The 20,102-nt window shown below is 65.1% G+C and carries 12 protein-coding genes; 6 read left to right on the top strand and 6 right to left on the bottom strand.

Going from position 1 to position 20,102, the window contains the following annotated elements:
- A partial coding sequence (locus JNB89_RS25585) for a hemagglutinin repeat-containing protein (protein WP_220364065.1) occupies positions 1–8,175 on the bottom strand: 8,175 nt, incomplete at its 3' end.
- A 463-nt stretch (positions 8,176–8,638) separates the two neighbouring features.
- On the opposite strand from JNB89_RS25585, the gene JNB89_RS25580 reads away from it, so the two are divergent.
- The 6 genes from JNB89_RS25580 (at position 8,639) to JNB89_RS25555 (ending at position 13,915) form a co-directional block, all read left to right on the top strand.
- The gene (locus tag JNB89_RS25580; RefSeq protein ID WP_013339039.1) at positions 8,639–9,184 is read left to right on the top strand and encodes an NUDIX hydrolase; all 546 of its coding nucleotides are present in this window, start codon (positions 8,639–8,641) and stop codon (positions 9,182–9,184) included.
- 9 nt (positions 9,185–9,193) lie between these two features.
- The gene (gene aat, locus JNB89_RS25575) at positions 9,194–9,931 is read left to right on the top strand and encodes a leucyl/phenylalanyl-tRNA--protein transferase (protein ID WP_220364064.1); all 738 of its coding nucleotides are present in this window, start codon (positions 9,194–9,196) and stop codon (positions 9,929–9,931) included.
- A 108-nt stretch (positions 9,932–10,039) separates the two neighbouring features.
- Positions 10,040–10,864, top strand: coding sequence for an arginyltransferase (locus JNB89_RS25570; protein WP_220364063.1), 825 nt, complete (start codon positions 10,040–10,042; stop codon positions 10,862–10,864).
- Between the two features lie 94 nt (positions 10,865–10,958).
- A complete protein-coding gene (locus tag JNB89_RS25565; protein ID WP_135893514.1) occupies positions 10,959–11,981 on the top strand; it encodes a quinone-dependent dihydroorotate dehydrogenase in 1,023 nt (340 codons plus the stop codon).
- A 367-nt stretch (positions 11,982–12,348) separates the two neighbouring features.
- On the top strand, positions 12,349–13,143 hold the full coding sequence (locus tag JNB89_RS25560; protein ID WP_013339035.1) for a cystine ABC transporter substrate-binding protein: 795 nt from the start codon (positions 12,349–12,351) through the stop codon (positions 13,141–13,143).
- Positions 13,144–13,255: 112 nt separating this feature from the next.
- Positions 13,256–13,915: an amino acid ABC transporter permease gene (locus JNB89_RS25555; RefSeq protein WP_013339034.1), complete on the top strand. Its 660-nt coding sequence runs from the start codon at positions 13,256–13,258 to the stop codon at positions 13,913–13,915.
- 252 nt (positions 13,916–14,167) lie between these two features.
- Here JNB89_RS25555 and JNB89_RS25550 read toward each other — a convergent pair whose 3' ends face one another.
- From JNB89_RS25550 to JNB89_RS25530, 5 genes are all read right to left on the bottom strand, one after another.
- Positions 14,168–15,127, bottom strand: a complete 960-nt coding sequence (locus JNB89_RS25550) for a Gfo/Idh/MocA family protein (protein ID WP_220364067.1) — start codon at positions 15,125–15,127, stop codon at positions 14,168–14,170.
- Positions 15,128–15,600: 473 nt separating this feature from the next.
- Positions 15,601–16,329, bottom strand: coding sequence for a FadR/GntR family transcriptional regulator (locus JNB89_RS25545; protein ID WP_218741501.1), 729 nt, complete (start codon positions 16,327–16,329; stop codon positions 15,601–15,603).
- A gap of 294 nt (positions 16,330–16,623) precedes the next feature.
- Positions 16,624–17,217 carry a flavin reductase family protein gene (locus JNB89_RS25540; RefSeq protein ID WP_218741502.1) on the bottom strand — a complete coding sequence of 198 codons (594 nt, stop codon included), beginning with the start codon at positions 17,215–17,217 and terminating at the stop codon, positions 16,624–16,626.
- Positions 17,192–18,061 carry a class I SAM-dependent methyltransferase gene (locus JNB89_RS25535; RefSeq protein WP_218741503.1) on the bottom strand — a complete coding sequence of 290 codons (870 nt, stop codon included), beginning with the start codon at positions 18,059–18,061 and terminating at the stop codon, positions 17,192–17,194. Before JNB89_RS25535 ends, JNB89_RS25540 begins: the two co-directional genes overlap by 26 nt.
- Positions 18,062–18,190: 129 nt before the next feature.
- On the bottom strand, positions 18,191–20,089 hold the full coding sequence (locus JNB89_RS25530) for an alpha/beta fold hydrolase (RefSeq protein WP_220364062.1): 1,899 nt from the start codon (positions 20,087–20,089) through the stop codon (positions 18,191–18,193).
- Positions 20,090–20,102: the final 13 nt, after the last annotated feature.

Raw genomic sequence — 20,102 nt, 5'->3', positions numbered from 1 at the left:
TCCTATGCCCCCACCACCCAGGCCGCCGATGAGTGCTCCGCCCACGACGTGAAGGGCTACCCGGTCCGTCCCACCCTCATCCCACGCCGCATCCCCCGTTGCTTTAGCCTGCGCATCCGCATAATCGCCAATGCGCCGCGACACCGCCTCACCCGCCGCACCGGCTGCCGCCATCATGTCCGACTGCCGATCAAGCAGGTTATTGACATCCGGCAATTTCGCCACTGTCCCGCTCGTGTGCGCGGCGTCGCGGTTCAGGCTTGCGATGTCCTGCTTCTGGTTCGCCGCATCTGTGACGCTGATCGTGCCCGCGCTGATCCCGCTCTTCGTCGTTGCGCTGGCGCCGCCGCTATCGTTCTGGCTGAGCATCGGCGCGACGCCGCCCGCGTTTGGTCCGTTCGATGTCGAGGCCGGACCGTGCGTGCTGTAGTTCGCCCCACCATCGCCCGTCGTCACGCCGCCGCTGATACCACCCGAATGCGCGTTATAGCTCGACGAGTTCTGGATATCGCTATAAGTGAGCGTACCTGTCGAAAGCGTGTTCTTCGAAGCATCTGCCTCGCTCGCGATCACCGCCCCCTTCAGATCGGTATTACCAATGACCGACACATCGAATCCACCATCACCCGCGTGGATACCAGCCTGTTCATTCATGCCCGCGTAGCTGCCGCTCGCGTTCGCGTTCGTGTGACTGAAGCTGGCGCTGCCTCCGCCCTGGCTGATGCTGAAGCCGCCGCCCGTGCTCTCCTGATGCGCGCTGCTGGTCATCGTGTCCTGCACGCTCGCGATATTCAGGTTGCCGCCCACATTGGCGTTCACCTGACGGCCGTTGACATTCGAACCGATGATGTTCGTATCGCCGCCGGAGATGATCGTCGCGGTATTCGCTGCGCTCACATGCGTGTTGTTCTGCACGGTGGTATCGCTATTCGCGTTGCCGTGCGCCTTCGATGCCGATGCGGATACGCCGAAGCCCTGCGTTCCATACGAAACGCCCACGCTCGCACTGCTCGAGCGGTTCGTGCTGCGCGTGGCATCCGTGTCCGTCGTGTTCACGAGATTGACCTGGTTGCTCGCCGCAAGAATGACGTCGTTCGCCTTCACGTTCGAACCGGCAATCGTCACGTTGCCGCTACCTGCGCCGTTGCCGGCTGAACCGTTGCCCGTGGCAACGAATGCCGCCGTGCCGCCCGCTGTCACGTTCGAGGCGCGATTCGTCGCACTGACCTCGGAGTAGGTGTTCTCGCTGTGGCTGCTGCCGTAGCTGAGTTCTACCTTGACTTCCGGCGCCGCGCCGTTCGCTAGCGCGCCAGCCGCGCCGAGCGCATCCGCTGCGCCGCTCGCTGCCGCCATCCCATGCAAGGCCGCCGCGCGGTCGTCCTTGCTGTGACTTGCCGCATGCGCCTCACCGACCGTATTCGATACCGCGTCGATGACCGGCGACTTGATCGCGAGCGTAAAGCCACTCTTGCTGACGGTCTGTTTTTCGTCGTGATGGTAGCTGTCGGTTGCCGAGTCGATGGTCACATTCGTGCCGGTGCCCGTGAGGTTCTTCGCCGCAACCAGGTCGCTGCCGCTCACATGCAGATCCTTGCCCGCGACGATGTTCAGGTTGCCGTTGATCGAGCCGACCGTGCTGCCCGTGTTCGTCACCTGTGACGTGGCGGCCGTGTTGGTCTGTGTCTGGCTGCCGACCGATATGCCGATACCGCCGCCCGTGCCGAAGCCCGATTCGTGCTTCTGGTAATAGCTCGACGTGGACAGGGTGTCCTGCGAGGTAGTGATAGCCACATTGCCGCCGGCCGCGAGATTCACGTCGTTCGTGCCAGCGACGGTCGAGCCTTTCACGCTCAGATCCTTACCCGCGGTTATGTTGACCGAGTCGCCCGACACGGTACTGGCGACGCCGATATTCGCCTGAGTGCTCTGACTCGTGTTCGTGGTGGAACCGTGCAACGCACTGCCGCGCTTCGACTCGGTTGCCGTGTAGCTGTCGTGTTCCTCCCGCGCTTCATTGATGTTCACATTGCCGGTGGCCGCGATGTTCGCCGCGCCGCTTCCCGTGGAAAGTGACGAACCGGTGAGGATGACATTACCCTTTGCGGGGTCTGCACTGAGCGCGGCAAGCGTGCCACGGCCGCCGGCGGTAAAGGTCGTGCCGACTGCCTGTTCGTCATAACTGCGGTCTGCCTGCTTGCGCGTTTTGTCGTCGGCCGCAACGTTGTTATAGGTCGACGTGTTCGTGACTGCGGTCGCCGTCAGGTTGCCGCCCGCCGCCACGGTCATGTCGCCGCCTGCCGCGACCGTGGCGCCCTTGAACGTCGTGTCGTTACCGCTTTGCATCGCGAGGCTGCCGCCTGCACTGATGCCGCTCGTCTGGTTGAGCGTGCTGGTGGCTTCCCAATGGTGCTGGTCGTTCTTCGTCACGGACTGCGATGTCTCCGACTGCACCGTGTCGACGCTGATATCGTGCCCGGCGGCGATCTGTGCGTTACCGCCAGCCGCGATATTTGCACCGTGAACCAGCAGGTCGTTGCCCGCCGCAATGACCATGTCGCCCGTGGATGCAATCGTGCCCTGCGCACCGACCAGCGTCTGACTGACCCGGCTCCTGCCGGCCGTTGAACTGACGCCCGCCGCATCCACCAGTGTTTCATTGACAATATCGTGGCCCGCCAGCACCGCCACCCGATTACCGGTGATGCGGCCAGACGCGTTGACCACATCGTTGGCCGCCGTGACCACCGTCGTACCGTTGGCTGCGCTACTACCAATCGAGCCGCCGCGATTCACGATGTTCGTCGCGCTGATCACCGTCTGCGTGCCGCCCCGAATGACGCCCGAGTTCGCTGCGTTGCCGGTCGCGTGAATTTCGACATCGTCGGCGGCAATCAAGGCGCCGGTCGGCTGCAGGTCGTTCGCGCGTGCATGCGCCAGATAGACCACGGGCGCGAGCACCGTCTGCGTAGTGCCGTCCGGCAAGGTCACACTCTGGTTCACCATCCATACGATGTCGCTCGTCAGCGCATCCATCTGCGCCGCTGTAAGCGCCATGCCCGGAACGAGGCCGAACGCCTGCGCGGCATGCACGCCGCTTTCCATCAGCGCCCGGTACTCGTCCTCGTTGCTCTGATAGCCTTGCAGGTAGACCCGGCCCGTGAGCTGCGTGATCTGGTTGCGCACGAGCTGTTCCTCATACAGGCCATCCCCGAGGCGCTTGATTACTTTCGAAGGATCGAGCCCGAGCTGACCCAGCATGTAATCGCTGGAGATGAATTTCGTGTAGCTCGTGAGCCGCGGATCGCTGACCACCAGATACGCCGCGCCAGGCGCCGCATGAATGGTGTAGAGCCCGCCCGTTGGCAACGTAATGCTCAGCGCGCCGCTCGCGACTGCCACGGACTGTGGTGCATTCACCGTCTGGGTCTGGCCGGTGGCGAGGTTCACGGCCTGCGCGCCGCCGCCCGTCACGCCGCCGACTGCGCCGTTCGCGCCCAGCGTGCCGCCCGTCGCGCCCGTCGTCGAATTCGCCGCCGCGACGTTGGTGTTGTTGACATCCGTCGCGCTGATCTGCACCGCGCGGTTGGCGATAATCGTGCCGCCCGTGCCGCCGATGGCAACCGGCGTCAGCACGACGGACGGCTCAACCACCGTTCCGACGTCGCGGCTGATGTCCTCGTTCCACGCGTAGGTGGAAACGATGTCCTGACGCTGGTACTGATAGAGCGTCTGCCCGGTGTTGTTCACCGTCGTGCCGCCGTAGCTGCCGCTGCCTGCATCGCCGTCCACCTGCGCGCTACCGATCTGCATCGAACCGCCCGCGCCAATCGCGCTGTAGCTGTTGTTTAGCGTGCCGACGTTGGCGAGCACCAGGTTGCCGCCGGCCATGAGTTGCGCCTGCTGTGCCTGCGCTCCTGTCACCTGGTCCTGCTGCGTGGTGGTGGTCGTATCGCGTGCAATCTCGACGCGCTGATAGCCGTTGTGGGCGTCGCTGCGGGTCGCGTACTCCGTCGAGGGCACGTAGTTGACGTGCGGATCGTAGCCGTCCCAGTAGCTGACCGTGACGGTGCCGTCGGCGTTGCTCGTCGCGGTGTTGTAGTAGATGGTTCGCGGCTGGCCGTTGATGTTGACGACGAGCGCCCTGTCTGTGGCATTCGGCCCGCTGCTCTGCGAGACGATATCCGCGGCCGACCAGGTTGCGGTGATCGGCGCGCTGTAGCCGTTGTCCCACATCGACTGCGTGCAGTAGCCCTTGTCGCTGTTGCCGGTGGCGCACGCCATGTACTTGTCGCGCTTCGTCTGGTGAACGGTAGCCACGTCGGTCGTGACCGTCTCGACCGTGGGCGCGGGGCGCGTGTTGGTCAGCGTCTGCGTCGCGATCTCGATGTTGCCCTGCGCCTCGATCGTCGACTGGTCGTTCGTGACCGAGTTGCTGCGGTTCGCGAGCAGTCCGTTTGCGTCGCGCGTGGCGTCGGCCGCGATGCTGATGTCGCCGAGGCTGAACAGGTTCGCCCCGCCGCTGTTCGCGATGTCACCCGACGCATAAAGGTTCAGTTGCGACGCGGCGGCAATCGCTGCTGCGCTGCCCGTATTCGCGATGGAACCTGCATTCAGCGTGACGGTGTTGCCGACAATGGTTGCCGTGTTGACCAGCGTGGCGCTGCGGGTCGTGACGCTGTCGCCTTCGATGCGGCCTGCGTTGGTGAGCGCGCCCGCCGCATTCACGGTCGTGCTGGCCGAATTCAGGTCGGCGCCGGCCTGGTTATCGAGATTCGCTGCACTTACCGTCAACGCGTTGACCGCGCCGAGGGTGCCCTGGTTCGTGAAGGTGCCGGCGCTCGTAAAGCGCAGATCGTGGTTCGCCTGGATCTGGGTGGCGGCGTCGAGCGTGTAGTCGCCGTTGACAGTGACGGCGCCGTCACGACCCGCGACGATCCGGCCCTCGCCGGTGAGCTGGTTCGTCACGACGCTCAGATCCTGGTCGCTGCCAATAGCGCCGTTCTGGTTCGCGAGCGATCCGGTCGCAATGGCAGTGGAGCCGCCGCTTCCCGTATCGTTGCCGATGCGGCCGCTCGTGTTGTCAAGCGTGGCGGTTCCAAGCGTGATCGCACCGTTGCCGTGAATCGAGCCGCCCGCGTTGACGAGCGCCGCATCGGGCGCGTCAAGCGTGAGGTTGTTTGCGCCCGAGAGCGTCGCATTGCTGTTGTCGACTCGTTGCGCAACGTTCATTGTCAGGTCATGGCCCGAGACAAGTTGCGCGCCATTCGTGTTCGACAGCGTCTGCGCGTTGACCAGCACATCGCCATTGCCGCCGATGGTGCCTGCGCCCGCGACCCCGCCGGTGTTCGCGTTCGCGATAGTGGCTGCGCTGATCGAGGTCGCGCCGCTGCCTGTGTTTGCAATGCGCCCGTTGGTGTTATCGAGCGATGCGCCGTTGACTCCGAGCGTTGCCTCGGGGTTATCCACGGTGGCATCGGCCTCTATCTGTCCGCCGGTGTTGTCGATCGTGCCCTGCGCCGAAACGGCGACGCTGCCCGCACCATGGATGAGGCCCACGCGGTTATCGAGCGTGGTAGCGGACTGCACGGTTGCCGTGCCGGCCGCCGTGATTGTGCCGCCTGCATTCGCAATGCTGCCGCCTGATACGTTTACGCCGCCATTGCCGCCGATCAGACCGTTCTGCGTGTTGGTCAGCGCGCCGTTGGCGCTCACGCTCGTCGTGCCTGTGCCGCCGTTCGCAATCGAGCCGCCATCGTTCGCGATGGACTGCGCGGCGACGGACAGTGCGCCGTTCGCCTGAATGGTGCCGCCCGCATTGTTCAGGGCTCCTGCGTCGGTCAACGATACGGTCCGTGCGCCGACATAACCGCCCGCCCCGTTGTCGAGTGAGCCGAGCTGCAGCGTGGCAGCGGTTTGCGCGGCGAGCGTGCCGCCGCGATTCGATGCGGTGCCCGCGCGCACGTCGAGCGCGCCATTCGTCGCAATCGTGCCGCCGTTGTTCGAAAGCGAGTTGCTGTTCACTACAAGCGTGCCGGTGCCGGCCACAGCAATCGTGCCGCTGTCGTTCACGACTGACATCGGGCTGAGCGCGAGACTGTCGGCGTTGGTCTGTAGCGTACCGCCGCTATTGTCGAGCGTGCCGGTTACGTCGACGGTCGTCGTGGCCGTACCGCTTTGCGTGATGCTGCCGGCGTGATTCACCAGGTTCGTTGCGTGCAGCGTGAACTGGCTGGCGCTCGCCGTGCCGCGGCTGTTGTCGAATGTCGGCGCTGAAAGCACGAGCGCGCCGCCCGCTGCCGTCTGGCCCGCGTTGGTCAGCACCGAACCGGCCGAGAGCGTCATGTTGGCATTGGCCGCCAAGGTGCCGCTGTTGTAGAGCGCCTGCACCGCCGACGCAATCAGGCTCTGGACCGCAGTGATTGAGCCCGCATTGGTCAGTTGTCCAGCCTGCAAGGCGACATTGCCATTGCCGGCTATGCTGCCGCCCGCGCCGTTGTTCAGCAGGCCGGTGGTCGTCACACTCACGCCGCTCGAACCGAGCGACGCGATATGACCACCCGTGTTGTCGAGCGCACCGGAGGCCGCCGAAAGCGCGCCCGTCGCCTGCATCGTGCCGCCCACGTTGTTCATCGCGCCCGCGACGCTTTCTGTGAGCGTGCCGCCCGACACGATCTGAGCGGCGCGGTTCGACAGCGCTGCGGCCGTGATGGTTTGCGCGCCGCCCGAGGCCATCGCCCCGTTGTCGTTGCTGAGCGTGCCGTTCGCGCGCGCGTCGAGGGTGGTTCCTGCGGTCGTGGTCGCGCCCGACAGGTTGAGGTCGCCGCCATTTGCCGCGAGCGTCATCGCGCCTTTTGCCGAGGTGCTGCTGCCCGCCAGATTCACCCCTGCGCCGCTGACGGCCACATTGCCGCCCGCCGCATTGCGGCCTGTCGCAGTGATGCTGCCGGATGCGCTTACGTTCAGGTCGCCGGCCTGCGCGAGCGAGCCGTCGGTGTTGACGCCCGCCGCGAGCGTGCCGCCTGAGCTGACCGAGCCCGCGCCGACCGCCGTGTTCTGCTGCGCGGCAACCGTGCCGCTGTTCGTCAGCGTGCCGGACGTGTTCAGGCTGACGTTCTGCTGCGCGTAGGTCGTGCCGCTGTTGTCGATGCCGTCGCGCGCGCTTGCGCTGATATTGCCGCTTGCGTTCTGCGTGCCTGCAAGCACGAGCCGGCCGTTCGACTGAAGCAGCAGATCGCCGGCATTCGCTGCCACCACGCCTTTGAGCGACACCCCAACGCCTGCCTCCGTGCCCACCAGGACGATGCGATTCGCGTACATGCCGCCCAGATTGCTCACGTCGATGGACACGCCCGGCGCGGCACCCTCGCCGGCAATCGGCGTTGCCGCAAGTGTGTTGTGGTCGATGCTGTTCGCGCCCGTGACGACGTTCAGGTTTTTGGCGTAGATCGCCGCGTTGGCCTGAACAGCGCGGGCCAGCAAGTCCACCTGATCCACGTTGGATGCGTTCATGCCCGCGCCATTGATCGCGATGCTGCCGCCCGTCACGTTGAATCCAGAGACCGAACCGTCCGCCGCGTAAGTCGGCGTGCCCGTCGTCACGATGGCCCTGCTCGTATTGATGAAGCCGCCGCCGTTGATGGAAATGCCCGAAGCGTTCGCGAGGATCACTTCGGCTCTCTGGCCTGCGACCTCGACGTAGCCGTTCAGTTGCGAGGCGGTCGGACTGTTGACCTGGTTGACGATAACCTTCGCGGCAGCGCCTGGCCCAAAGTTCGGATTGCCATTGATCATGCCGCCTTGCTGTGACTGCACAATCGAGGGGGAATTGTTCAGGATCGCGCCGCGCGACTGCACGTCGAAGCGGCTGTAGCTATTGACCGAAACTCCTGCACCCGAAGCACGGTTGATGTTGACCTGGTCGATACCGTTTTGCGTCTGGATCACATTCGGCGCGTGTGGGCCGCCGGCAACTATTTGCGCGAACGCGAGCATCGGCGGCAGTGCCAGCAGCGCGGCCGGCAGGAGGCGGCGCAATGACAGGTCGATTCCCGGCCCGGCCGACGCGCGTCGCGTGGCGCGCGTCTCTCCGGTTGTCCCTGCTGCCGCAGCCGTCTCCCCCACGGCGACTAGCATCTTGCGTGACCGACTATAAACCAACCGGTAAAAACGATTCATCCACCCAAACCCGCTGCAAACAATCCGTCATTTTTTCCGGGCGGGTCCAAAAAGTGTGTAAAGAATCGTCAAGCACGCGTCTTTCGGATTCCTCCTACTATGTTGCGGGCGTGAATCGCATGTACGGGCGTTCGGCCACGGGGGGAACAGAAGCTCGGAGTACAGCGGGCCGAGGGGCACGAGGCGTGGCACGAGACAACTCAGCCCGTAAGACACCTGCGCGAGCCGTTGCCTGGCGGCACGGTCGTCGCGCTGGCACGTCTATCGAGTGCAGCCCGTGACGTCGCCGGGCGATAACCGCGGGTCGGCGGCCAACTTCCAGCCCACTCCCGGCCAACTCGACGCCCCACTCTCCCGCCGCCTGACGCCCCCCCAACCTCACCAGCGCTTGCCCTTCCCACGCGCCACGAAAACGACGCCGCCCCAGTGATAAACTCCTAGCACTCTTTCTCGTCCCCTTCCTATGAAATTCTGTTCTGTCTGCGGCCACGGCGTCAGCCTGAGCATTCCGCCGGGCGACAACCGCGAGCGCTTCGTATGCGGCAGTTGCGGCACGGTGCACTATCAGAATCCGCGCAACGTGGTCGGCACCGTTCCGGTCTGGGACGACAAGGTGCTGCTGTGCCGTCGCGCGATCGAACCGCGCTATGGCTACTGGACGCTGCCCGCGGGCTTCATGGAAATGGGCGAGACCACCGCCGAGGCCGCGTCGCGCGAAACGCTCGAGGAAGCCGGCGCGCGTGTCGAGGTGCAAAGCCTCTTCTCCCTGCTGAACGTGCCGCACGTGCACCAGGTGCATCTCTTCTACATGGCGCGCCTGCTCGATCTGGACATTGCCGCGGGCGAGGAAAGTCTCGAAGTGAAGCTCTTCGAGGAACGCGACATTCCGTGGGACGAGATTGCGTTTCCCACCGTCGGGCAAACGCTGCGTTTCTTTTTCGCCGACCGCGCGGCCGGCAGTTTCGGTCTGCACACCGGCGACATCTTCCGCTCGCTGCGCGAAGGCTGAGCGCCCTGCATGGTTCCCTGCCTCGGACCCGACGATCCGTTTCCGCCCGTCGAGCGCGCGCTCGGCGCGGCAAGCGGCGCTCCCGGACTGCTCGCCGCGAGCGGCGACCTGCTGCCGTCACGGCTGATCGACGCCTATCGGCACGGCATTTTTCCCTGGTACTCGGACGGCCAGCCCGTGCTGTGGTGGAGCCCCGATCCGCGCATGATCCTGCGTCCCGCGGAGTTCAAGGTCTCGCCGTCGCTGCGCAAGACGCTCAAGCGCGTGTTGCGCGAAGACGCGTGGGAGATCCGCGTCGATCAGGATTTTCCCGCCGTGATGCGCGCCTGCGCACAGGCGCCGCGCCGCGGCCAACGCGGCACGTGGATCACTGCCGACGTGGTCGACGCGTACTCGTCGCTGCATCGCATGGGCGATGCGCATAGCATCGAAACATGGTTCGAGGGCGAGCGCGTGGGCGGCTTGTATGGCGTCTCGCTCGGCAAGATGTTCTTCGGCGAATCCATGTTCGCGAACGTGACGGATGCCTCGAAAATGGCGCTGGCCGCGCTTGTCGGGCACTTGCGCCGTCATGAAATAGAAATGATAGACTGCCAGCAGAACACGTCGCATCTGGCGTCGCTCGGCGGTCGCGAGATAGCGCGCAAGGCGTTCATCGCGCATGTTCGCGCGTCGGTCGACGCACCGCCCATTCCCTGGCGCTTCGACAAGACCGTGTTGCTCGATGTGCTCGCGCGAGCGGCGTAGGAAGAATCAGGCCGAATCCGGATCCGTTCATCGCCACGCGCGGATCGACGAGCTAGCCGCAACGCGCACCGGGTTTGCATTACCAGAGACGCTTTGAGAGCTGCCAACGTGACTCATCCCAACGAGCTGCCTCTTTCTCCGCTTTCGGCGCTGCAATTTTATGCAACGGCGCCCTACCCCTGCAGTTATCTGGACGGGCGTATCGCGCGTTCGCAGGTCGCCACGCCCAGTCACCTGATCAACTCGGACGTCTATACGGATCTCGTCAAGGCCGGCTTCCGGCGTTCGGGCGTATTCACCTACCGGCCGTACTGCGACGGCTGCCGTGCCTGTGTGCCGGTGCGCGTGCCGGTGGAGCGCTTCGAACCCAACCGCACCCAGCGTCGCGTGTGGAAAAAACACGGCGACATGATCGCAACGGTCGCGCCGCTTCACTACGACGAAGAGCACTACGCGCTCTACATGCGCTATCAGTCCGCGCGGCATGCGGGCGGCGGCATGGACCGTGACAGCCGCGATCAATACGAGCAGTTCCTGCTGCAAAGCCGGATCAATTCGCGGCTGGTCGAATTCCGCGAGCCGCTGCCGGAGCGTCCCGATTCGCCCGGCGTGCTGCGCATGATCAGCATGATCGACATACTCGGCGACGGGCTTTCGTCCGTGTACACGTTCTTCGAGCCGGGACTGCCGCATACGAGCTTCGGCACCTACAACATCTATTGGCAGATCGAGCAGGCAAGGAGCCTGAAGCTGCCGTATGTGTACCTCGGCTACTGGATCCGCGAAAGTCCGAAAATGGCCTACAAGGCCAATTTCCGGCCGCTCGAAGGCCTGATCGACGGCGTGTGGCGCGTGCTCGATCCCGCCTGCGTCGACCTCGCGCCGCATGGCGCGGGCTTGCAGGGCAAGCGCGGCGGGCCGCCGCGGCCGTGAGCGCCTGCCACGTCGTTCTTCCGCCCTATCTCATTGAAAGCGCAAAGCCGGTAAAATAGCGGGTTCCCATTTTTCGGCCGCCCGGCTTCGTCCCGTGTTCAGTTCCCTCTATCCGCTCATACGCGCCCAACTCTTTCGCATGGACGCGGAAGACGCTCATCACCTGACCTTGCGTGCGCTCGGCGCGGCCGGGCGCACCGGCCTCGCGGGCGCGCTCGCCGCGCGGGTGCCGGACGCGCCGCGCACGGTCATGGGGCTGACGTTCCGCAATCCGGTGGGGCTTGCCGCGGGCCTCGACAAGGACGGCGCCGCAATCGACGGCCTTGCCGCGCTCGGCTTCGGCTTTATCGAAGTGGGCACGGTCACGCCGCGCGCGCAGCCGGGCAACCCGCGCCCACGCATGTTCCGGCTGCCGCAGGCGCAAGCCGTGATCAACCGCATGGGGTTCAACAATGCGGGCGTCGACCAGTTCGTGAAGAACGTGCAGGCCGCGCGCTATCGCGGCATTCTCGGCCTGAACATCGGCAAGAACGCCGACACCCCGATCGAGCGCGCCGCCGACGACTACCTCTACTGCCTCGAGCGGGTCTATCCGTTCGCGAGTTACGTGACGGTCAACATCTCGTCGCCGAATACAAAGAACCTGCGCCAACTGCAAGGCGCGGACGAACTGGATGCACTGCTCGCGGCCCTCAAGGACAAGCAGCAGCGCCTCGCGGACATGCACGGCAAGCTCGTGCCGCTCGCGTTGAAGATCGCCCCCGACCTCGACGACGAGCAGATCAGGTCGATCGCCGACACCTTGCTGCGTCACCGCTTCGAAGGCGTGATCGCGACCAACACCACGCTCTCGCGCACCGCCGTCGCGGGCATGCAATACGGCGACGAAGCCGGCGGTCTGTCGGGCAAGCCGGTGTTCGACGCGTCGAACGAAGTGATCCGCAAGCTGCGCGCGGAAGTGGGCGAGACGGTGCCCATTATCGGCGTGGGCGGCATCTTTTCCGGCGACGACGCGCGCGCCAAGCTCGCCGCGGGCGCTTCGCTCGTGCAGCTATACACCGGCTTCATCTATCGCGGACCGGCGCTTATCGGCGAATGCGTGCAGGCGCTGCGCTAGCCGGGCCGTATGGCGCGCGCAGGCGGCGCTCGAGCGGGCTCGCCGCACGGCGCGAGGTGCGGGCCTAGTGCGAACCGTATGCAGGCTCGGTGCGGGCCCGGTGCGGGCTTCCGCCGGATTCGTGCGCTCACGTGCGGTCACGTGCGGGCCGCGTGCAGCTTCAGAGCAAGACAGGTGCGAGCCGCATGCTGGCCCGACTCTGCACTCATGTTGACCTTACGCTGAGCTCGCTGCGGCCTCATGCCGCTCACGGCCAGCAACGTGCGACCCACGTCATACAGACATGAGCAATCGGTATTTAGCGGCGGACAGTCTGCTTTGTTAAGCTTTCGTCCGCTATAGCACACACCAACAAAAAAGGACCACGATGCAACTTCGCTTGTTGAAAAAGCTTTTCGCCGTCGCTCTGATCGGCGCTTCGTTCACCGCAGTCGCGGCTCATGCCGAAGACCTGCTGGACCAGGTCAAGCAGCGCGGCACCCTGCGCGTCGGCCTGGAAGGCACCTTCCCTCCGTTTAACTCCAAAGCGCCGTCGGGCGAACTGGTCGGCTACGACGTCGACATCGCCAAGGCGGTCGCCGCGAGGCTCGGCGTGAAGCCCGAATTCATCACGACCGAATGGAGCGGCATCATCGCCGGCTTGCAGGCCGGCAAGTTTGACGTGATCGTCAACCAGGTGGGCATAACGGACGCGCGCAAGCAGGCGCTCGACTTTTCGCCGGCCTATACGTATTCCGCCGCGCAGTTGATCCAGCGTAAGGACGACACGCGCCAGTTCAAGTCGCTCGACGATCTGAAGGGCAAGAAGCTCGGCGTCGGCCTCGGCACCAACTACATGGACATGGCGAAGTCCGTGCCGGGCATCGACGTGAAGACCTACCCGGGCGCCCCCGAATATCTGCGCGATCTGGCGGCCGGCCGTCTCGACGCGGCGCTCAACGACCGCCTGATGCTCGCCTATCTGCTGAAGAACTCGCAGTTGCCGCTGCGCACCGGCGCGAACGTCGGCGCGGGCAACCCGTCGGGCATTCCGTTCAAAAAGAACAATCCGAAATTCGCCAAGGCAATCGACGACGCAATGACGCAGCTCGAAGCCGACGGCACGTTCGCGAAGATCTCGGACAAGTGGTTCGGTATCGACGTGAGCAAGCCGCTCAAATAAGCGGCTCGCGGTAAAACGAAGGGTGGCACGTCTCGAACGCCGCCCTTCGCACTGTTGCAGCACGCGCTCTCACTGACACTGTGCGCCTTGCGCGCCAACCCGAGCACCGCTCATGTCCACCACTTCCCTGCTCGTCGAATCGCTGCCCGTGCTCGCGCAGGGCGCCGTCCTGACGGTCAAGTTCGCCGTTCTGTCGATGTTCTTCGGCCTGATCGCGGGCGCCGTGCTCGCGCTGATGGGTGTGAGCCACAGCCGCACCCTGAACCGGCTCGCTCGCATCTATGTGAGCGTGATGCGCGGCACGCCGCTTCTCGTGCAGATTTTCGTGATCTACTACGGCCTGCCGAGTTTCGGCATTTCGCTGGAGCCGACGCCAGCCGGCGTGATCGCATTGTCGGCGAACGTGGCTGCGTATCTGTCGGAGAGCATGCGCGGCGCGATTCTCGGCATACACCAGGGACAATGGCTCGCCGCCTACAGCCTCGGACTTTCGCGGCGCCAGACGCTGCGCTACGTAATCGCGCCGCAGGCGCTGCGCATCGCCGTACCGAGTCTGTCGAACAGCCTCATCAGCCTCATCAAGGACACGTCGCTCGTGTCGGTCATTACCGTGACGGAACTGCTGCGCAGCGCGCAGGAGATCATCGCGTCGACCTATCAGCCGTTGCCTCTTTATCTCGCAGCCGCGGCCGTCTACTGGGTACTTTGCCAGATACTGGAGCTGCTGCAACGCTGGTACGAGCGGCGTCTCGCATTGCCTTCGCGGCACTGAACTCGCGGGCGGCAGAATCGGCTCCGCAGCCCAGGCAACGCGAGCCGCGCCATGTGCGCCGCGCGAAAGCGCTTAGCCGTTAGTGAATGCGGCGACGCTCGCGGTCATTCAACGCGACGGCGCCCAGTCTGATTGAGCGCGGTGCCGCTCATGCGGATCGAACGCGGCGGCGCTCATTCAGCCGCTGCATTTACACCGCTGCATTTACACCGCTGATTTACACCGCTGATTTGCACGGCTCATTCACGCCACTCATTCACCCGCGAACCTGAGCCCCAGCGCCGCGCGCGCAGCGTCGGCCATCGCGATCATCTGCAACGACTTGCTATGCGGCATTAGCGGGCTTTCGAGTTGTCCAGCGCGAATCAGCTCGCAGAAATGCGCGGTCTCATAGTTCAGGCCCCCTCCTTCGAACGGCTCATCCAGTTCGACCACACGGCCGTCCGCGTAACGGATCGTTGCGCGCGACGGGTTCCACCACGGCTCATGAATCGTCACGTGGCCGCCCTTTGCCATCAGCAGTGCGTCGCCCTTGCCGTGCAGGTCCAGGCCGCAGAACAGTTGCGCGATGCCGCGCTCGTGCCGGCTGTTGAGGCTTGCAAACGTATCGACGCCGGTCGGCCCGAGACGTCCCAGCGTTTGCACGTCGAGCGGCGCGCCGAGCCAGTCCACGGCAAGAAACATTTCGTAGATGCCGATATCGAGCAACGCGCCGCCCGCATGCTCGAACGACAGCGACGGGTGATCGTCGGGCACGCCGGGAACCGAGCAACCGGCGCGCACCAGCCCCGTTTCGCCGATCGGGTCGGCATCTAGATGTGCGCGCAACTTTCTGTACAACGGATAGAACGGCGGCTTCATCGCCTCCATGAAGAGCCGTCGCGCGCCGCGCGCGGCGTCGAGTACGCGTTCCAGTTGCGCTCTGTTGATGGTCGCAGGCTTTTCGCAAAGTACGTGCAGACCGGCTTGCAAAGCGGCAACCGCGTAATCCGCGTGGCTGTCCTGCACGGTGGCGATGTAGAGCGCGTCGATACCGCTTGCCAGCAATGCGTCGAAGCTCTCGGCACGCTGCGCGCCGAACTCGTCGGCAAAGGCCTGGGTGGGCTCTGGCCGCCGCGACCATAGCGCGGCGAGCCGCGCGTCGGGCACATAGGCGAGGCCCTGCGCGAAGCGGCGCGCTATGCGGCCGGCGCCGACAATGCCCCAGCGGATCGGGCCTTCCGGCCCGGCTTGCTGGGTGGACGAGGTGGAGGGGGTTGTGGCGGCTGATGCGCTTGCCTGTGTAGCCTGTGTAGCCTGTGTAGCCTGTGTGGTTTGTGCGGCCTGTGCGGTTTGTGCGGCATTTGCGCCGGTGGTCTCTCCGGTGCGCTCTCCAATGGTTGCGCCGACGATTGGGGTGGCAGTGGTGCTGGCAGTGAGGTTGGCGGTTGTCACGATCACACGGCGTCCCTGCGGTTAACGAAAGCCGCCATTGTCGCGCATGTGAGCGTCATGCGGGCCGCGTGCGCCGTTCGCGCGAGCACGTCACGTGTCGGGTAAGTGCGCCGTTGACCTGAACGCGCCGCGTGGTGCGTGTGACGACCGCGACGCAGTCGCGCAACCCACAAGCTGTCACAGGAACGCAGAAAGGGGCAAAGCGGACCGCCGCTGCGCCCCTTCGCTCGCAGGAGCGCCTCAGCTACGCCTTAACCGCGCGCGGGAGGAATCGGCGGCGCACCAGCGAAGCTGCCGGCGATCTCTTCGGTCGTATAGTCGATCATCGCCATCGAAGCGAGCTCGGCTTCTTTCGGATCGCGCCGTTCGATTGCCTCGACCACGCGCCGATGCGAGTTCACCGCCGATTCCCACATGCCCTCGCGCGCGTTGGCGATCGGATTGCCGGTCGACAGCGCGCCGCGAATGATCGCCGCCATCTGCTTGAAAAACTGGTTGCCGCTCGCAACGACAATGCGCGTATGGAACAGTTCGTCGGCTTCCTGATAGCCGGGCTCCTCGGGGCGGATCACGCGGAACGCCTCGAACGCATCGCGCACGGCCGCAATATCCGCTGCGCTGCCGCGCAAAGCGGCCTGAGCCGACGCACGCGGTTCGATCAGAATGCGAAACTCTATGACGTCGCGCAGGAACAGCGGATCGGGCTTGGCGCGAAAACGCCAGTTCACGACGTCCTCGTCGATCATGCGCCAGTCGCTCATCGGCCGGATGCGGGTGCCGATCTTGGGGCGCACGTCGAGCATGTCGCGCGCGAGCAGCATCGAAAGCGCCTCGCGCATGACGGTGCGGCTCACGTCGAACTCTTTGGACAGCACGTCCTGCGGCGGCAATATCGCGCCGTATTTCTCCTCGACGATCCCTGTGACGAGCCCGTCCATCACCTTGCTCACCAGCGATCGATCCTTGTTTGCCTGTTCCATGACCCTCTCCCCGAAGCGGTGTTCGCCCCCGCGTAGCCTGTTGATAAACCGCCGTTTTGTGTGTTTTATCTTCTCGTCGCGCACATTCACGATACGTTGCTAGCTTCGAAAGCGTTGCGCCAGTTGGGACACTTCCTGACAGGGTTATCCCTCTGAAGAATTGTTTCGTCCGTGTAACGTGTAGAGTCGTCACCGGCCATAAGCTTGCGTCTCAAGCATGCCTGTCGCGCTGAGTTTGCATCGTGCGAAGACGCACGTAGTACGTGAAATTGTCTGAACGGAACAAGGCGCCGGTTAACCATTTGTTGCCGCAAGAGCCGGGCCTGCACCCGAGGACGCTGCACCGCGTGCTGCCTCGAGCGACGCATAGCGGCCACCGAAGAACAGCAGCGGCGCATGCTCGTCCAGCGAGAACACCAGCACCTCGCCGACGAACAACGTGTGGTCGCCGCAAGGATGCCGATCCACCACACGGGCGGCGAAACGTGCGGCCGCGTGTTCGAGCAACACCACGTCAGCGAGTCCGTCGACGGGCGCAAAATGCGCGGTAAAGGGCGGCGCCAGGTCCGGCGCGAGCGCGCTCTGCGCTTCGCCCGCAAAGTGGCGGCTGTACGCTTCCTGCGCGTCCGACAGCACGCTGACACCAAAGAGCGCGCTCGCCATCAGCCGCTCGTGCATGCGCGCCCGCTGCCCGACCGACACGACGATAAGCGGCGGCCTGAGCGAGCCAGACATGAACGCGTTGGCGGTCATCGCATGCAGGCGCTCGCCGCTGCCCGTCGAGATCACGACCACGCCAGTCGCAAAACGACCGAGCGCATGGCGAAAGCGCCGCTCGTCGAAGCCGGCTGCCTCGGGCTCGTCAATCCGCCGTGCCTGAGCGTGCATGGCCGCTCTCCCCGTCAAAGCGATACGCAGCAAGCGGCTTGTGCGCGATGAAGTGGAACCACCACGCGTCGCTCTCCTCGACGTCGTCCGCAATACGGTTGCCTGTGCAACTATCGAACACCGCGTCGCATTGCAACCCGATCTGCGCCAGTTGCCGGCGCTGTTCGCCAAGCGTCGTGTAGACGATCACAATGCCGAAGTTGTGAGCCGCCGCGGTCTTGACCGCGTAGCCGCCGTAGTCGCGGTTAAGCTTGATGTTGCGCACGTAGTTCAGCGTGCCGAGCTGAAAGCGGCGCATTGAACGCAGCGTGCGCCAGCCGAGCTTGAGCGGATTGAAGGTGAACTGCGGCAACAGTTGCCAGATGTTCTCGCGATAGCCGGGGCCGCCGCGGTTGTGCGACGAGAAGAACACGTAGCCGCCCGGGCGCACCACGCGATACATCTCCTCAAGAATCTTCACGCGGTCGCCGTAGTCGACACAGTCAATGCCGTTCCAGCTGAACGCGGCGAGCCCATAGTGATCGGAGGGCAGCTCCGACATGTCGCGCGCATCCATATACCGCAAGTCGCGGCCCGGATAACGCGATTTCGCCATCTGCAGCAGCTTCGGCGTGTAGTCCACGCCGGTGTAGTCGTTGGAGATGGCGAGCATCAGAGGAATGGTGCGGCCGGTGCCTATGCCAATATCGAGCAGCGGCGCTTGCGAACAGCGCGGCGCGAGCCACTTCAGGGCGGCCTCCTCCCCTGCATCGGAGAACGTCTTGTCGGCCGTGAAAACGCGCGCCGCGTCGCGCGAATTCCACGCCACGCGATTAATGCGGTCCAGCTCCGATTGACTATTCACAGCACGCCTCCGACGCAAAGAAAGCGCGCCGTGCATGGACGAAGATCGCCTCGCCGCCGGCGCGCTGGCAGGCAAAGTGCGACGGCACGCAGGTCCACGCGATGCGCAATACCCGGCGCCGCAAAGCCATCACCCTTCCCCGGATAACCGAAACGCGCGCGCGTGCCTCGCGAGCCATTGCGCGACGCGCGCCCGGCGGCCGCCGCGTTCTTGCGCAGCCGAGCCACCCGCGTCGCTTGCCGCGGCGCCGAGCCGTCCGCCGAACTGACTCCGATAGAAGCCCTCGACATACGACATCACGTTCTCCTGCGCGCCGGCGGACAGAATCGCATGATCGGTGTGCTTGCAAAACGCGACGCGCACGCAGCGCAGACGCTGCAAACGAGCGCCACGGATTCCGAAATATTTTTCAAGCTCCTCCACGCCGTCGTCGAGCACGCCGTACAGCAGCCGCGTCTGCACGCCGCGCGCATTGAGCGCCGCGAATGGACGCCGCTCTTCGCTCGCGCCCAACTCGAGTCCGCTGACGCGCTCGATGCGATCGGCAAGCGTCGCGCACGTACGCGACGCAAAACGGGCGGCCAGTTCACGTGCGACGGGCCAGCCGCCCGTCTGCCCTTTCACCACACGCAGCCATTTGCGCGGCTCGCAGAGGGAGCGCAGATAACTGCGCGTCGAACCGATCGCCGCTACGCGCACGGTCGGCTTGCCGCGTTCGTCGCAGATATTGCGCCACGTGAATTTCTGCAGATTGACGAGCACCGCGCCGGTGACCGCGGATTCGCGCGACGCCGCATACAGACCGACATAAGCGCCCGCGCAGATGCCGAGCAGCACCACGCCGGCATGGCCGCGTGCCGCGAGCCAGCGGGCCGCGCACGCGGTGTCGTCGGCACCGTCCTGGGCGTAGAGCGCATCGAGCGTGACCATGTCGAGCGAAGGCTGGCTGTCGCCCAAGCCGCGAAGATCGACGCGCAGCGAGGCCACGCCCTGGCGCGCGAGACGCCGCGCGAAGCGCACGCCAAGCCGCGCGTTGCCGATTCTCGACACGGCGCCCGTGTTGACCATCAGCACTGCGGGCGGGAGCGCGCCACGTGCCGCCTCGCCCTGTGCACCAGGCGCGCAGTAGATGCCGAACATTCTGCCGCCGTCGAGCCACACTGGCGTTTCGATCACGCCTGCTTCGACTGCATGGGCGAGCGGCTCGTCAGAGTCAGTGATGGCGGCGGCGCGCTGCAGCGCAACCGCGGCAACCTCATCGGCTCGCGCTGCAAGCCAGTTGCCGACCGACTCGAACGCCGCGCGCGGAATCTCGCTGTCGAGCGATTCCATCATGAACTTGCTGTACTCGTCGAAGCCGCGGCGCTCGGTTTCAATGCCCTGCTCGCGATAATGCGCCGCAAGCGCATCGACGCGTGATGTGTCGAGCGAATCGAGTATCAGCACGCGCTTCGCGGGCGCCGGCGCATCGCGGCGCAGATCGACGGCGCGCAGACTGTCGAGCGTGTCGCGATAGAGGCGAAAGCCGTAGGCCTCGACGAACTCGTCGGTGTCGGGCTCGGGCAGGCAATCCATTGCAGCCGGCATGGAAAGCCACTGACGGTAGCCTGCGCGCAGCTCGCGCTGATAGTTCTTGCCCGAAAGCACCGGCGAGAGCAACACGAGGCCGTCCACATCGCCCAATTCCTGAGCCGCGAGCGCAGCAAGCGTGGCGCCAAGCCGCAAACCGCACAAGCTCACGCGCTCGACGCCCGTTGCCTGCCGCAGCAGCGCCACCGCCTGCCTGATGCTGTCGATCCACGCGCGCCAGCGGCCCGGCTCGCTCACGTCGCCTGCCGAGTCGCCGGTGCCAGGATAGTCGAAGCGTAGCACCGCGATGCCGCGCTCGGCGAGGCCCTCGGCGAGCCGCCGCATGCCGCGATAGGTGCAAAGCGCGTCGTAGCCGAATGCATGGCAGAGCACCACGCCATGCGGCCCGGCTGCCGGATGCAACCAGCCGAACTGGCCATCGAAGACTACTGGCCTCACGCTACGCTCCTCA

This window comes from Paraburkholderia phenoliruptrix (assembly GCF_019511605.1).
In the GTDB taxonomy this organism is placed as follows: domain Bacteria; phylum Pseudomonadota; class Gammaproteobacteria; order Burkholderiales; family Burkholderiaceae; genus Paraburkholderia; species Paraburkholderia phenoliruptrix_A.
This window is presented reverse-complemented; position numbering and strand designations above follow the sequence as displayed.

Excerpts from the sequence above, each read along its gene's own strand:
- JNB89_RS25580 (WP_013339039.1), top strand. The coding sequence starts at position 8,639 with ATGAAATTCTGTTCTGTCTGCGGCCACGGCGTCAGCCTGAGCATTCCG.
- aat (WP_220364064.1), top strand. The coding sequence starts at position 9,194 with ATGGTTCCCTGCCTCGGACCCGACGATCCGTTTCCGCCCGTCGAGCGC.
- JNB89_RS25560 (WP_013339035.1), top strand. The coding sequence starts at position 12,349 with ATGCAACTTCGCTTGTTGAAAAAGCTTTTCGCCGTCGCTCTGATCGGC.
- JNB89_RS25555 (WP_013339034.1), top strand. The coding sequence starts at position 13,256 with ATGTCCACCACTTCCCTGCTCGTCGAATCGCTGCCCGTGCTCGCGCAG.
- JNB89_RS25545 (WP_218741501.1), bottom strand. The coding sequence starts at position 16,329 with ATGGAACAGGCAAACAAGGATCGATCGCTGGTGAGCAAGGTGATGGAC.
- JNB89_RS25540 (WP_218741502.1), bottom strand. The coding sequence starts at position 17,217 with ATGCACGCTCAGGCACGGCGGATTGACGAGCCCGAGGCAGCCGGCTTC.